At 73.9% G+C, this 13,722-nt stretch carries 14 protein-coding genes; 5 read left to right on the top strand and 9 right to left on the bottom strand.

The window, feature by feature from the left end; translation table 11 throughout:
- The 3 genes from ACFWU6_RS28865 to ACFWU6_RS28855 all read right to left on the bottom strand — a co-directional run.
- The coding region (locus ACFWU6_RS28865; protein ID WP_383983854.1) for an ATP-binding cassette domain-containing protein at nucleotides 1-527 on the bottom strand (527 nt) is incomplete at its 3' end.
- On the bottom strand, nucleotides 497-1,528 hold the full coding sequence (locus ACFWU6_RS28860; RefSeq protein WP_383803173.1) for an ABC transporter permease: 1,032 nt from the start codon (nucleotides 1,526-1,528) through the stop codon (nucleotides 497-499). The genes ACFWU6_RS28860 and ACFWU6_RS28865, both read right to left, overlap by 31 nt.
- On the bottom strand, nucleotides 1,525-2,505 hold the full coding sequence (locus ACFWU6_RS28855; protein ID WP_383803175.1) for a sugar ABC transporter substrate-binding protein: 981 nt from the start codon (nucleotides 2,503-2,505) through the stop codon (nucleotides 1,525-1,527). Before ACFWU6_RS28855 ends, ACFWU6_RS28860 begins: the two co-directional genes overlap by 4 nt.
- Nucleotides 2,506-2,686: 181 nt before the next feature.
- Between ACFWU6_RS28855 and ACFWU6_RS28850 the strand changes: the two genes are divergently transcribed.
- The gene (locus tag ACFWU6_RS28850) at nucleotides 2,687-3,691 is read left to right on the top strand and encodes a Gfo/Idh/MocA family oxidoreductase (protein WP_383803177.1); all 1,005 of its coding nucleotides are present in this window, start codon (nucleotides 2,687-2,689) and stop codon (nucleotides 3,689-3,691) included.
- Nucleotides 3,692-3,771: 80 nt separating this feature from the next.
- On the opposite strand, the gene ACFWU6_RS28845 is transcribed toward ACFWU6_RS28850, so the two are convergent.
- Nucleotides 3,772-4,716, bottom strand: coding sequence for a DMT family transporter (locus tag ACFWU6_RS28845; protein WP_383803200.1), 945 nt, complete (start codon nucleotides 4,714-4,716; stop codon nucleotides 3,772-3,774).
- Between the two features lie 150 nt (nucleotides 4,717-4,866).
- On the opposite strand from ACFWU6_RS28845, the gene ACFWU6_RS28840 reads away from it, so the two are divergent.
- On the top strand, nucleotides 4,867-5,307 hold the full coding sequence (locus ACFWU6_RS28840) for a hypothetical protein (RefSeq protein WP_383983852.1): 441 nt from the start codon (nucleotides 4,867-4,869) through the stop codon (nucleotides 5,305-5,307).
- A gap of 18 nt (nucleotides 5,308-5,325) precedes the next feature.
- Here ACFWU6_RS28840 and ACFWU6_RS28835 read toward each other — a convergent pair whose 3' ends face one another.
- The 3 genes from ACFWU6_RS28835 to allB form a co-directional block, all read right to left on the bottom strand.
- Nucleotides 5,326-5,943 carry a dihydrofolate reductase family protein gene (locus ACFWU6_RS28835; RefSeq protein WP_383803182.1) on the bottom strand — a complete coding sequence of 206 codons (618 nt, stop codon included), beginning with the start codon at nucleotides 5,941-5,943 and terminating at the stop codon, nucleotides 5,326-5,328.
- Between the two features lie 239 nt (nucleotides 5,944-6,182).
- Nucleotides 6,183-7,310: an allantoicase gene (gene alc, locus ACFWU6_RS28830; RefSeq protein ID WP_383803184.1), complete on the bottom strand. Its 1,128-nt coding sequence runs from the start codon at nucleotides 7,308-7,310 to the stop codon at nucleotides 6,183-6,185.
- A 2-nt stretch (nucleotides 7,311-7,312) separates the two neighbouring features.
- Nucleotides 7,313-8,656: an allantoinase AllB gene (gene allB / locus ACFWU6_RS28825; RefSeq protein WP_383983850.1), complete on the bottom strand. Its 1,344-nt coding sequence runs from the start codon at nucleotides 8,654-8,656 to the stop codon at nucleotides 7,313-7,315.
- 327 nt (nucleotides 8,657-8,983) lie between these two features.
- On the opposite strand from allB, the gene ACFWU6_RS28820 reads away from it, so the two are divergent.
- On the top strand, nucleotides 8,984-9,787 hold the full coding sequence (locus ACFWU6_RS28820) for an IclR family transcriptional regulator (protein ID WP_383803188.1): 804 nt from the start codon (nucleotides 8,984-8,986) through the stop codon (nucleotides 9,785-9,787).
- A 102-nt stretch (nucleotides 9,788-9,889) separates the two neighbouring features.
- Here ACFWU6_RS28820 and ACFWU6_RS28815 read toward each other — a convergent pair whose 3' ends face one another.
- Nucleotides 9,890-10,573 carry an ABC transporter ATP-binding protein gene (locus ACFWU6_RS28815; protein WP_383983848.1) on the bottom strand — a complete coding sequence of 228 codons (684 nt, stop codon included), beginning with the start codon at nucleotides 10,571-10,573 and terminating at the stop codon, nucleotides 9,890-9,892.
- Nucleotides 10,570-11,670 (bottom strand): ABC transporter permease, encoded by a 1,101-nt coding sequence (locus tag ACFWU6_RS28810; RefSeq protein WP_383983846.1) that lies wholly within the window; start codon nucleotides 11,668-11,670, stop codon nucleotides 10,570-10,572. The genes ACFWU6_RS28815 and ACFWU6_RS28810 overlap by 4 nt, the downstream gene beginning before the upstream one ends.
- Before the next feature lie 134 nt (nucleotides 11,671-11,804).
- Here ACFWU6_RS28810 and ACFWU6_RS28805 point away from each other — a divergent pair, with 134 nt between their 5' ends.
- Both ACFWU6_RS28805 and ACFWU6_RS28800 read left to right on the top strand, forming a co-directional pair.
- Entirely contained in the window at nucleotides 11,805-13,082 is a 1,278-nt protein-coding gene (locus ACFWU6_RS28805) for a sensor histidine kinase (protein WP_383983844.1), read from the top strand.
- A complete protein-coding gene (locus tag ACFWU6_RS28800) occupies nucleotides 13,079-13,708 on the top strand; it encodes a response regulator (RefSeq protein WP_383802141.1) in 630 nt (209 codons plus the stop codon). The genes ACFWU6_RS28805 and ACFWU6_RS28800 overlap by 4 nt, the downstream gene beginning before the upstream one ends.
- Nucleotides 13,709-13,722 lie beyond the last annotated feature (14 nt).

Raw genomic sequence — 13,722 nt, 5'->3', positions numbered from 1 at the left:
CACTGCCGCTCGCCGCCGGACAGGGTGCCGATCGGCTGGTCCACGTCGCGCAGGTCGATGCCCATGCGCAGCAGCTCGGTACGCGTGGTCGCGCGCATGAACTCCACGTCGAGGCGGCGGAGCGGGCCGCGCCCCCTGGTGGGCTCGGAGCCGAGGAAGAAGTTCCGCCAGACGGGCATGAGCGGGACGACCGCGAGGTCCTGGTAGACGGTGGCGATGCCGTGGTCGAGGGCCGCGCGCGGGTTGGCGAGGACGGTCTCCTCGCCCTCGATCTCGAAGGAGCCGGCGTCGTGCCGGTGGAGACCCGCGATGATCTTGATGAGGGTGGACTTGCCGGCGCCGTTGTCGCCGAGGACGCAGGTGATCTCGCCGGCGGAGACCTCCAGGGAGACGCCCTGCAGGGCCCGGATGTTGCCGTAGAACTTGCTGACGTCGGTCAGCCGCACCAGGGCGGTGGACCCGTCCCCGGCCGTGGGGGTCGTGGGGGTGGTCACGGTCACTTCGCCTCCGCCCGCTTGCGGACCCATGCGTTGAGCAGTGTCGCGAGCAGCAGCATCGCGCCGAGGAAGAACTTGAACCAGTCCGGGTTCCACTGGGCGTAGACGATGCCGTTGCTCGTCATGCCGAAGATGAAGGCGCCGACGGCCGAGCCGATGGCGGAGCCGTAGCCTCCGGTCATCAGGCAGCCGCCGATGACGGCCGCGATGATGTAGAGGAACTCGTTGCCGACGCCCTCACCCGACTGGACCACGTCGAACGAGAAGAGGATGTGCTGCCCGGAGATCCAGGCGCACAGCGCGACGCCCATGTACAGGCCGATGCGGGTCTTGACCACCGGGACGCCGGTCGCGCGGGCGGCGTCCGCCCCGCCGCCCACGGCGAAGATCCAGTTGCCTGCGCGGGTGCGCAGCAGGATCCAGGTGGCCACGGCGACCAGCGCGAACCACCACAGGACGGTGACCTTGAGGGTGACCGGGCCGATGTTCCACTGCGAGGCGAAGAGGGCGCGGGCGGAGGCGAAGCCCTCCATGTCGGCGATGGACTTGGTGGAGACCGAGCCGCTGATCAGCTTGGTGAAGCCGAGGTTCAGACCGGTCAGCATCAGGAAGGTGCCCAGCGTGATGATGAAGCTCGGCAGCCTGGTGCGCGTCAGCATGAAGCCGTTGAAGAAGCCGATGGCCAGGGTGACCAGCAGGGACACCAGGACGCCGACCCAGACGTCGGCCGTCATCTGGTAGCTGAACATGGAGCTGAACAGCGCCGAGGTGGTGACCATGACGCCGGCGGACAGGTCGAACTCCCCGCCGATCATCAGCAGCGCCACCGGGACGGCCATGATCCCGATCGTCGAGGCCGAGTACAGGACCGTGCTGAGGCTGGAGGCCCGCAGGAAGCTGTCGGCGGCGAAGGAGAAGAAGACGAACACCGCGGCGGCGCCGACCACAGCGCCCAGCTCCGGGCGGCCGAGCAGCCTGCGGACCAGGGAGGCGGGCGCCAGCCGTTCGTCCGCGGGGACGGCGGCGCTCATCGGCTGCCCCGCTTGATGAACGTCTCCAGCTCGGCCGATTCGGCGCCGGTGACGATCTGCGGGCCGGTGAGGACCGGGCGGCCCCCACCGAGGACGTCCGCGTTGTAGCGGTAGAGCCAGAGCAGGTCGACGGCCTCGTAGCCCTGGAGGTAGGGCTGCTGGTCGACGGCGAAGCCGAGGGCCCCGGACTTCAGGTCGCGCGCGACGGACTCGTTGAGGTCGAAGGTGTCCACCTCGGCCTTGCTGCCCGCCGCGTCCTTCGCCTTGACGGCGGTGGGGGCGAAGGGGGCGCCGAGGGTGACGATCGCGTCGACGGACGGGTCGGCCTGGAGCTTGGCCTGGAGGGCCGCCTGGACGGAGGGCATGTTGGTGCCCTCGACGTACAGGTTCTCCAGCGAGCCGCCGAAGGCCTTCTTCGCCCCGGCGCAGCGCTGCTCGTGGCCGACGTTGCCCTGCTCGTGCAGGACGCAGACGGCCTTCTTGCGGCCCCGCTTCGTCAGCTCCGCGCCGACCGCCTCGCCGGCGATCTCCTCGTCCTGGCCGATGTGGGTGAGCGCCCCGTACGCGGCGGACTGGGCGGAGCCGGAGTTCACGGTGACGACCGGGATGCCGGCCTTGACGGCCTTGGCGAGGACGTCCTTGAGGGCTTCCGGCTTGGCGAGGCTCACGATGATCCCGTCGACCTTCTGGTCGATGGCGTTCTGCACGAACTGGGCCTGCTGCTGGGCCTGGTCGTCATGGGCGTAGACGAAGTTGATGTTGTCCTTCGCCGCGGCCTCCTTGGCACCCTTCTGGACGATGTCCCAGAAGGTGTCGCCGTCGCCGGCGTGGGTGACCATGGCGAAGGTCCAGCGCGGGGTCGAGACCGCGGGCCGGCCCGCCTCGGCGGCCTTCGCCCGCTCCTCGGCGCGCTTGCCGCCCGTGCTGCTGCATCCCGCGAGCGAGGCTCCCAGCACCGCCGCGAGCACGGCGCCCACGACGCGTGCCCCTGTCCGAACCCTAGCCACGTCGCCGTGCCCTTCCCTCGTGCGTCCCGTCCGCCGTCATGCGGTCATTCCGGTTCCAGCCGCCCAGTATCCGCCACAGTGGACCATGCGGGACCATCGGGGCATGCGCGGGCAGATTGACAGGTCCCCCGTACGGGGTCACGTTGAGTGCATGCGCATCGGGCTCATCGGGACCGGCCGGATCGGCTCGTTCCACGCGGCGGCTCTGGCCCGCCACCGGGACGCGGGCTCGCTCCTGCTCGCCGACGCCGACTCCGCGCGGGCGGCGCGGCTGGCCGACCGCCTCGGGGCGACGGCCGCACCCACGGTCGAGCAGGTCTTCACCTGGGGCGTGGACGCGGTGGTGGTGGCGTGCGCCACCGACGGCCACGCGGAGCTGGTGGTCCGGGCGGTGCGGGGCGGGCTGCCGGTGTTCTGCGAGAAACCGGTCGCCCCGGACCTGGCCCGGACCCTGGCGGTGCTGCGCGAGGTGACCGCCCTGGGCGGTGTGCTCCAGGTGGGCTTCATGCGCCGCTTCGACGCGGGTTTCCGCACGGCCCGGGAGCTGGTCCGGTCGGGGGCGCTGGGCCGGCTGCACACCGTGCGGACGGCCACCTCCGACGCCGAGCCGCCCCCGGCCGCCTACCTGGCGACCTCCGGCGGGCTGTTCCGGGACTGCCTCGTGCACGACTTCGACATGGTCCGCTGGGTGACCGGCCGCGAGGTGGCCGAGGTCTACGCGGCCGGTTCCGACGCGGGGCCGGCCCGGTTCCGCGAGACGGGCGACGTCGACACGGCCGCGGCCGTCCTGACCCTCGACGACGGGACGCTGGTCACCTCGACCGGCACCCGCTGCAACGGCGCCGGGTACGACGTGCGGATGGAGCTGGCCGGGGAGCTGGACCAGGTCTCCGCCGGGCTGGACGACCGTACGCCGATCACCTCGACCGAACCGCACGGGCCGCCCGCGGCCGGCAAGCCGTGGACCGGCTTCCTGGAGCGGTTCGCGCCCGCCTACGAGGCGGAGCTGGCCGCCTTCGTACGGATGGTGCGCGGCGAGGGGCCCAATGCGTGCGACGGCCGGGAGGCGCTCGCCGCGCTGCGGGTGGCCGAGGCGTGCGAGCTCTCGCGCCGGGAGCGGCGCCGGGTGCGGCTGGAGGAGCTCCCGGACCTGTGAGCGGGGGGCTCCCGGTGGCGGCATGGGGGCCAGCGTACGGGCGCCCGCGGGTCCCGGCGGGTCCTGATCCGGCCAATCGTTCATCCGGCAGCGCGGCGCCCCCAGGCGGTACCCGCCAGGACCAGGGCGGCTCCGGTGAGCCCGAGCGGTCCGAGGTGCTCGCCGCCGATGGCGATGCCGGCGGCGGCCGCCCACAGCGGCTCGGTGCCGAGCAACAGGCTGACGCGGGACGGGGAGGTGCGGCGCACGGCCCACATCTGCACGAAGAAGGCGAAGAGGGTGCAGAAGACGGAGAGGAAGACCAGTCCGGCCCATTGGGCGGGGCCGAAGTCCGCCGCGGCGGCCCAGGGGGTGGCGCCGGTGCCGGGCAGGGCCGCCAGCAGGGCGAAGACGAGGACGGCGCCGCCGAGCTGGACGGTGGTCAGGGAGAGCGAGTCGGCGCCCCGGACGGCCTTGACCCGGGCCATCAGCAGGACGTGCAGGGTGCGGGCGAGGGCCGCGCCCAGGATCAGCAGGTCGCCGAGGCCCGGCGCGGTGAGGCCGCCGCCCTGGGTCAGGAGCACGACTCCCGCGACGGAGACGGCGGCGGCGCCGAGGAACGCGGCCGTGGGGCGGACCCGGCGGACGGCCGCCTCGGCGAGCGGGGTGAAGATCATGGTGAGGCTGATGATCAGCCCGGCGTTGGTGGCGGAGGTGTGGACGACCCCGTAGGTCTCCAGGAGGAAGATCCCGCCGAGCACCAGCCCCAGCAGGCCGCCCCCGCGCAGCTGGGCGGGGGTCAGGGCGCGCAGTCGCCGCCACCCGGCGAGGACCAGCAGGGGCAGGACGAGCGCGAAGCGCAGCACCAGGACGGCGATGACGGTGTGCGCGGTGGTGATGCCCTTGGCGGCGAGGTAGCTGCACCCCCACACGACGGCGACGGCCAGGACGGGCAGGTCGGCGTGCCAGGCCGGGCGGGGGGCGGGTCCGGTTGCGGGTCCGGTCTCGGTGCCGGTTGCGGGTCCGGCGGGGGCGGGCGGGGCCACGGTCACGGGCGTCTCCAGCGGCGGGAAGCGGGTGGAGACTTCGGCGGCTCGCACGTCTGCGGGGCCACGCTACCGGAGCCGATCATGGCGGGCGAGCCCTTTGCGGCCCGGCCGCGCGGGCCCGGCGGCCGCCCTCGTAGGATGCGGCCCATGGCCGACCTCTACGCCCTCGACCTCGCGCTGGACCTCGCCGAGGGCACTCCCGAAGCGGTGCTCGCCGAGGTCCGCCGCCACCTGGCGCCGCTCGCGGACGACGACGGCGACGGCGACGGCGACGGCGACGGCGACGGCGACGGGGGGCCGTACGACGAGCCGTACCCGCTGCTCGCCGGCCGCGGTCCGGCCCGGCGCGTCGGCGGCGTGCTCGTCGGCGAGTTCCTCCCGGCGGACCGCGGCGGCTGGGCGCTCACCGCCCGCCAGGAGCTCCACGAGGAGGAGCTTCCCGGGCTGGAGGACTTCCTGGCGGTGCTGGCGCCCCACGTCCGCCCGCCGGGCCCGGTCGGCTGGATCCGCCACTACGAGCACGAGGTCCCGGACCTGCTCGCCCTGCGCGGGCAGAGCGTGGTCCGGCTCGCACCGGAGGCGCGGTAGCCCACTCCCCGCGGTAGCTCACTCCCCGATCGTGCCGAAGGCGGCGCGGCCCGTGGGCCGGTAGGTGTGGATGGCCGTGCCGCGGGAGGTGGTGCGCGAGGACGTGAGCGCGCAGGCGGTCGGCAGGCCCCCGGTCGGGAACAGCCGGCGGCCGGCGCCCAGGAACACCGGGTAGACCAGCAGGTTCAGCTCGTCGACGAGGTCGCGGGCCAGCAGCCACTGGGCCAGCGCGCCACTGCCGTGGACCTGGAGCTCCCCCTCGGTCGCGTCCTTGGCCCGGACGACCTCGCCCGCCAGCTGCTCCCCGTCGATCACGGTGGTGCCGGCCCAGGCCGGTTCCCTGAGGGTGGTGGAGACCACGTACTTCGGCAGGCCGTTGAGGCGGCTCGCGATCGGGTCGTCCGGATCGGTCTGGCGCGGCCAGTACCCGGCGAAGATCTCGTACGTCCGGCGCCCGAGCAGGAAGGCGCCGGCGCGGTCGAACACCTCGGTGACGAACTCCCCCATGCCCTCGTCGGCGAACGGCACGAGCCAGCCGCCGTAGTCGAAGCCGCCGCTGCGGTCCTCGTCGGGCCCGCCGGGGGCCTGCATCACGCCGTCGAGGGTCAGGAAGGTGGTGAGGGTCAGCTTGCCCACGGGTCTGCGCTCCTTGGTCGGTCGTCCTTGCGCAGGTCCAGACTTCCCGGGATGGGCGGACTCGTCGGTGCGGCGCGCGAGGCACCCGCGCGATTCCCCGCCCGGTGTCCCCGGCCGGTTCCCCGCCCGGTATCCCGTCCGGGGAACGCCGCGGGGGCGCACCGCCGGGCGGTGCGCCCCTGCGGGCCGTGCGCGGCCCCGGGGGTGTCGGCCCCCGGGGCGGTTCGGATCGGGGTGCGTCAGCCGCCCAGTTCCCGGTGGCGGGCGGCGTGCGCGGCGGCGCCGGCCTCCGTCAGAGAGCCGTACAGGCGCAGCCGGGAGAAGCCGCCGTCCGGGAAGATGTCGATCCGCACGTGCGTGCCGACCGCCGGGGCGTCCAGTACGAAGCGGTGGTTGGTGTCGGGCTGGAGGCGGGTGCGCGGCAGGAACTCCGCCCACTCGCCCTCCTCGCCGGTCTTGACCGACAGCGAGGCCCAGCCGGCCGAGTTGCCCTTGAGGTAGGCGGTGTCGATCTCGACGGCGCGGATCTCGGACTCGGCGACGAGCTGGTAGCGGATCCAGTCGTTGCCGTTGTCGCGGCGGCGGGCGGTCTCCCAGCCGTCGTCCATCTTGCGGGAGCGGCCCGGGTTGATGGTGTTGGTCGGCGGGGAGTAGAAGCGGTTGGACGCGTCCTCCACCGAGCCGCCGTTCTCCAGCGCGACCACGTCGAAGGTGCCGAGCGCGGCGAGCCACTTCGGGTCGGTGCGGACCTCGCCGTAGACGCGCAGGCGGGCGATGCCGCCGTCGGGGTGCTGGTTGACGCGCAGGTGCGTGAAGCGCTGCTCGACGTTCACCTCGAAGCCGTTGGCCGCGTGGCCGCCGACCGGAGTGCGCTCGACGAGGGTCGTCCACTTGACGTCGTCGGAGAGCAGCTCCTCGGGCGTCGGGGAGCCGGCGACGGAGGCGGCCTGGACCGATACGGCCTGCGGCATGTTGCCGCGGAAGTGGGCGGTGTCGACCACGATGCCGCGGATGACGCCGGGGGCGCCCAGGCGGACGAGCGCCCAGTCGTGGTCCTCGGCGGTCGGCCAGGGCTGGGTGGCGCAGACGCCGCGGCGGCGGCGGGTCTCCCAGCCGTCCATGACCTTGCCCTTGTGGCCGAAGTCCTCGGGGTCGAAGTGCGCGGGCTCGGAGATCAGCAGGTTCTCGCGCTGGGCGAAGAACTCGTCGTTGGCCTCGATGACACCGGCGCCCAGCTCGCGGGCGGCGAGGTTCGCGTACTGGGTGAAGGGGAAGTCCGCGGTGCGGTAGTCCGCGTACGGGTCGCCGCCCCCGTACGGGTTCGCGTTGCCGGTGAAGGGGGCCGGTCCAGTTGAACGCTGCGCCACTGTCAGTTCTGCCTTTCGAGGAGGAGGCCCGTGGGCTCGGTCGGGGTGCCGTGGTCGGCGATCTGCCTGCCGCGCAGCCAGGTGGACTTCACGACGCCGTGCAGGGTCTTGCCCGCGTAGGCCGTGATCCGGTTGCGGTGGTGCAGTTCCGCGGGATCCACGGTGAAGGTCTCTTCGGGTGCCAGGACGGCGAAGTCGGCGTCGCGGCCGGCTTCGATCGCGCCCTTCTGCGCCAGCCCGGCGAGGGCGGCCGGGGCGGCGGACATCCAGCGCACGACGTCCTCCAGTGAGCGGCCGCGGCTGCGCGCCTCGGTCCAGATCGCCGGGAGGCCCAGCTGGAGGGAGGAGATGCCGCCCCACGCGGTGGCGAAGTCGCCGGTCTTGAGGTCGGCGGTGGAGGGCGAGTGGTCGGAGACGATGCAGTCGATGGTGCCGTCGGCGAGCGCGTCCCACAGGAGGTCCTGGTTGGCGGCTTCGCGGATGGGCGGGCAGCACTTGAACTCGGTCGCGCCGTCCGGGACTTCCTCGGCCGTCAGGGTGAGGAAGTGCGGGCAGGACTCGACGGTGATCCGGACGCCCTCGGCCTTGGCGGCGGCGATCAGCGGCAGCGCGTCGCTGGAGGACAGGTGCAGCACGTGCACGCGGGCGTCCAGCCGCCTGGCCTGGTCGATCAGGTTCTGGATCGCGGTGTTCTCGGCGTCCTTGGGACGGGAGGCGAGGAAGTCCGCGTACTTGGGGCCCGGGTTCTGCGGGGCCGACTCCAGGTGGTGCGGGTCCTCGGCGTGCACGATCAGCAGGCCGCCGAAGCCGGTGATCTCCGCGAGGGAGGTGGCGAGCCGCTCCTGGTCGAGCTCGGGGAACTCGTCCACGCCCGAGGGCGAGAGGAAGCACTTGAAACCGTAGACCCCGGCGTCGTGCAGCGGGCGCAGGTCCTTGACGTTGTCCGGCAGCGCGCCGCCCCAGAAGCCGACGTCCACGTGGGCCTTGGCCCGGGCGACGTCCTGCTTGACGCGGAGGTTGCCGACCGTGGTGGTGGGCGGCAGGGAGTTCAGCGGCATGTCGAGGATCGTGGTGATGCCGCCGGCCGCGGCGGCGCGGGTGGCCGTCCAGAAGCCCTCCCACTCGGTGCGGCCGGGGTCGTTCACGTGGACGTGGGTGTCGACCAGGCCGGGGAGCAGGACGTCGTCGCCGAAGTCCTCCAGCCGGGCTCCGTCCGGTACCTCGGCGTCGTGGGCCAGCACGGCCGTGATCTTCCCGCCGGCGACGGCCACCGAGGCGGCGCGCGTCCCCTCGGGGGTGATGACGCGCGTCGAGCGCAGTACCAGTTCCACAGCCACGTCGGACACCGGAACCTCCCCATCTACTTCCACAGAGCGAAATTCAACGTTCTGTTGACGGAGTCTTCCCGGCGATCCGGGACCCGTCAAGAGCGCCCGGACGGACCGCCCGCCCGCGCGGAGTGCACTTGGATGTTTCCACAGGATGGAATTAAGATTTCGCCATACAGAATGGAGCTACCGCCACCGGGAGCCGGGCGGTAACTTCGCGGGGGACGTCCGCCACCAGGACGAACCGCCTCTGACCGGCGGGGACGGCAGCTCCCTGCCCTAGGGCCGACGCCGACCGACCGGTAGGCTGCTTCCTTGCCTGCCAGCACCGAAAGGACCGCGCCCGTGCCGACGTCCAGCGCCAGCACCACCGACGCTTCCGCCAAGCCCACCGCCGCCAGCGGTGGCGTCCAGTCCCTTGAGCGCGCCTTCGATCTGCTCGAACGCATGGCCGACGCCGGGGGCGAGGTCGGCCTCAGCGAGCTCTCCGCCGCCAGTGGTCTGCCGCTGCCCACGATCCACCGCCTCATGCGCACCCTCGTGGCCTGCGGCTACGTCCGCCAGCAGCCCAACCGGCGGTACTCGCTCGGTCCCCGGCTGATCCGGCTCGGCGAGTCCGCGTCGCGGCTGCTCGGCACCTGGGCCAGGCCCTACCTGGCCCGCCTGGTCGAGGAGACCGGGGAGACGGCGAACATGGCCCTGCTGGACGGCGACGAGATCGTGTACGTGGCGCAGGTGCCGTCCAAGCACTCCATGCGCATGTTCACCGAGGTGGGCCGCCGGGTGTTGCCGCACTCCACCGGCGTCGGCAAGGCGCTCCTCGCCCACACCCCGGCCGACGAGGTACGGGCCCTGCTGGCGCGCACCGGGATGCCCGCGGCGACCGAGAAGACCATCACCACGCCCGAGGGCTTCCTGGAGGCCCTGGAGCAGGTCCGCACGGTGGGCTACGCCGTCGACGACAACGAGCAGGAGATAGGAGTCCGCTGCCTCGCCGTCTCCGTACCGAACTCGCCGACCGCCGCCGCGATCTCCATCTCGGGCCCGGCCGGCCGGGTGACCGAGGCGCTGACGGACTCGATCGTGCCGATCCTCAAGGGGATCGCGGACGAGCTGTCGGTGGTCCTGCAGAGCCAGAACCCGGCGTAGGCACCGGACGTACGAGCGCCCCGGCGCCCCCTCCCGCCGAGGGGGCGCCGGGGCGCTCGCGCGAGCCGGGGCCCTCGTGCTAGCCGGGGCCCGGGGCGCGCGTCAGGGGCCCGCGACCGGCTTCGCGAGGCGGCCGTCCGTCATGGTCGCCGTACGGTCCATCCGCTCCAGGTGGGCGTGGTCGTGGGTGACCAGCACCGTGGCGGTGGAGCGCTCGCGGGTCAGCGCGACGAGCAGGTCCAGGACGGCCGCGCCGCGCTCGTGGTCGAGGGCGCTGGTGGGTTCGTCGACCAGCAGCACGGAGGGCTCGTTCATCAGGGCGCGGGCGATGTTGACGCGCTGGCGTTGGCCGCCGGAGAGCTGGTGCGGGCGCTTGTCGGCCTTGTCGGCCAGGCCCACCGCGTCGAGCAGGTCCAGGGCCCGTCGGCGCAGCGGCCGGGCGGGCCGGCCGGACAGGTGGGCCATCACCTGGAGCTGTTCGGCGGCAGTGAGCGAGGCCGGCAGGTTCGGCTGCTGGAAGACGATGCCGATCTCCTCGCGCCGCAGCGCGGACTTCGCGGCGGCGCTGAGCCGGCCAGTGTCCCGGCCCGCGACGACCACCCGGCCGGCGTCCGGGGTGACCAGCGTGGCGGCGACGGCGAGCAGGCTGGACTTGCCGGAGCCGGACGGTCCCGTGACGGCCGTCAGCGTGCCCGCCGGCACCTCCAGGGAGACCGCGTCCAGGGCGGTGAGCCGGCCGTCGCCGTCGGGGTAGGTGAGCGTGACGTCGTGGACGGTCAGGGTCATCGGGTGCTCCCGAGTGCGGTCAGCGGATCGACGGCGGTGATCCGCCGGACGGACAGGGCGGCGCCCAGCGCACCGAGCGCGATCAGGATCGCGGCGGGGACCAGCACGGTGGCCGCGTCGAGCACGAAGGGCACGTCGCCCCCGCCGATCAGGGCGCCGAAGCCCGCCGTGAGGGCGGTGCCCAACCCGGTGCCGGCGGCGAGCACGACCACGGCCTGGCCGAGTGCGTCCTTGAGCAGGTAGGGGGTGGAGGCGCCCAGCGCCTTCAGGACGGCGATGTCGCCGCTGCGCTGGATCGTCCACACCGTGAAGAAGGCCCCGGTGACGAGGGCGGAGATGGCGAAGAGGAATCCGCGCATCAGCTGGAGCGAGCCGTTCTCGGAGCTGTAGGAGCCGATGGCGCCCAGCGCGTCGTCGACGCTCAGGGTGCGCGTCCCGGCCGCGGCGTCGCCGGCGGCGATGTCGGCGCCAGCGCCGGAAGCGTCCAGGGCGACGACGGTGGCGAGGGTGTCGGGCGTGCCGGGGGACGCGCCGGGGTTCCCGACGTGCTGCCAGTCGCCGAGGTCCGTCCAGACCACGGGGGTGTGGCTGAAGGCCGCGGTGCCGGAGACGGCCGCGACGGTCAGTTCGAGCCGGCCGATCCTGACCTTCCCTCCGGCGGCGAGGCCGCCGAGCTCCCCGGCGGCCTTCTCCGTCAGCACCACCCCGCCCCGGGCGAGGCCGGACCCGCGGGGTGCGAGCCGGCCGGCCGCCTCGACGCCGAAGACGGAGACGGCGGCGGTCCGCTCACCCGAGACGGCGTTCGCGGTGCGGATGCCGATCGGCTCGGCCGACCTCACCCCGCGGCGTTCCCGCCACGCCAGCCAGGACTTCTCCGGCACCTGGGAGTCGGTGAAGGACACCTCCCGGCCGCCGGGCGGCGCGGCGAACGCCAGGTGCGAGGCGGGCAGGCCGGTGACGGCCGAGACGTTCTCCCGGGCCAGTCCCGAGGTCAGCCCGGACAGCAGGCCGACCAGCAGCGTGATCAGCAGCACGACCGAGCCCATGAGGGCGAAGCGGCCCTTGGCGAACCGTAGATCTCTCCATGCGACGAACATGTCCCCCACCCTGGTGTTCCGCGCGGACGCACCGCATCGCGCCACAGTGGCGATCCTCGGGCCGAAGGGACCGCCCTGACATCAATCCTTTGGTTGACCGGGGCCGGCTGCCGCCCACTTACGCTGGTCAGGCCATGGCTGCTCCGGAACCGCGCTCGCCGACCCCCGTCTCCCGCGTCCTGCGCCTGTGCCTGCACGCCCTGCTCCTCGGGCTGCTCGCGCTCGCCGCCGGCCGCGCCCTCGCCGACGCCGCGCCCCGGGCCGGGTGGGTCGCCGCCGCCTGCGCGCTGTTCGCCGCCGTGTACGCGGCGGGCGTACGGGCCCCCGTGGTGCACCGCTCGCCCCGCGCCGGGACCCTCTGGCTGGCCGGGCTCGGCGCGGCCTGGGCCGGCCTGCTGACGGTCTCCCCCGACGGGCTGTGGATCGCCTTCCCGCTGTACTTCCTGGAGCTGCACCTGCTGCGGCTGCGCTGGGGCGTGGCGGCTGTCGCGGCGACCGCCTGCGCGGCGATCGCGGGCTTCCTCGCGCACAGCGCCGCCGCGACCCCGGGGGCGTTCCTGGGGCCGCTGCTGGGCGGGGCCGTGGCGGTGGCGACCGTACTGGGCTACCAGGCGCTGTACCGCGAGAGCGAACGCCGGCGGGAGCTGATCGAGGAGCTCATCGCGACCCGGGCCGAGCTGGCCGCTGCCGAGCGGGGCGCCGGAATCCTGGCCGAGCGCGAGCGGCTGGCGCGGGAGATCCACGACACGCTCGCCCAGGGGCTGTCCTCGATCCAGCTGCTGCTGCGGGCGGCCGAGCGCGCGCTCGCCGAGGAGCCGCCCGGCGCGCCGCCCCAGGACGCCCGCACACCCCAGAACGCCCGCGCGGCGCGGGGCGCACCTGCCGCCGCCGGTCCCGGCGAGGGGCGGGCGGCGGCGCTGGTGCACATCGGCCGGGCCCGGGAGGCCGCGCAGGAGAACCTTGCGGAGGCGCGCCGGTTCGTCCGGGCGCTCACGCCGCCGGACCTGGAGCACGGCTCCCTCGCCGCCGCCCTGGAGCGGTTGTGCTCGGGCGTGCCGGGGCCGCGGGTCCGGTTCTCCCTCAGCGGCGCCCCGCGGGTGCTGCCGACCCCGTACGAGGTGGCCCTGCTGCGGATCGCGCAGTCGGCGCTGGCCAATGTGGTGCGGCACGCGCGGGCGGGGCGCGCCGAGATCACCCTGACCTTCATGGACACCTCGGTGACGCTGGACGTCGTGGACGACGGACGGGGCTTCGAGCCCTCGTCGGCTGCCTCCGGGGGCGGGGGCTTCGGACTGCCCGCGATGCGCTCGCGGGCCGAGACCCTGGGCGGGCTGTTCACCGTGGAGTCGGACCCGGGCCAGGGCACCGCCGTGGCCGTCACCCTGCCGCTGCCCGCGGAGGCCCTGCGATGACGATCCGGCTGCTGCTGGCCGACGACCACCCGGTGGTGCGGGCCGGGCTGCGCGCCGTGCTGGACACGGAAGCGGACTTCGCGGTGGTGGCGGAGGCCGCGACCGCCGAGCGGGCGGTGGAGCTGGCGGCCGCGACGGCGGTGGACGTGGTCCTGATGGACCTCCGGTTCGGGACCGGCATGCACGGCTCGGAGGCGACGGCCCGGATCACGGCCCGGCCGGACGCTCCCCGGGTGCTGGTCCTGACCACGTACGACACGGACGGGGACATCCTGGCGGCGGTGGAGGCGGGGGCCTCGGGGTACCTGCTCAAGGACGCCCCGCCGGAGGAGCTGGCGGCAGCCGTGCGGACGGCTGCCGCGGGCCAGTCGGCGCTGGCGCCGGCGGTGGCGCTGCGGCTGATGGACCGGCTGCGGACTCCGGCGGAGGCGCTGACGAAACGGGAGCTGGAGGTCCTCCAACTGGTGGCGGACGGCCTGTCGAACCAGCAGGTCTCCAAGAGGCTCTTCCTCAGCCAGGCCACCGTCAAGTCCCACCTGGTCCACATCTACGCCAAGCTCGGCGTGGACTCCCGCACCTCGGCGGTGGCCGCGGCGGGCAGCCGACGGCTGATCCGCACCCCGTAGGAAACGGGAACAGC

The organism is Streptomyces sp. NPDC058674, from assembly GCF_042716505.1.
GTDB lineage: Bacteria > Actinomycetota > Actinomycetes > Streptomycetales > Streptomycetaceae > Streptomyces.
Note: the sequence above shows the minus strand (reverse complement) of the source record. Positions and strands in the feature narration are given on the sequence as shown.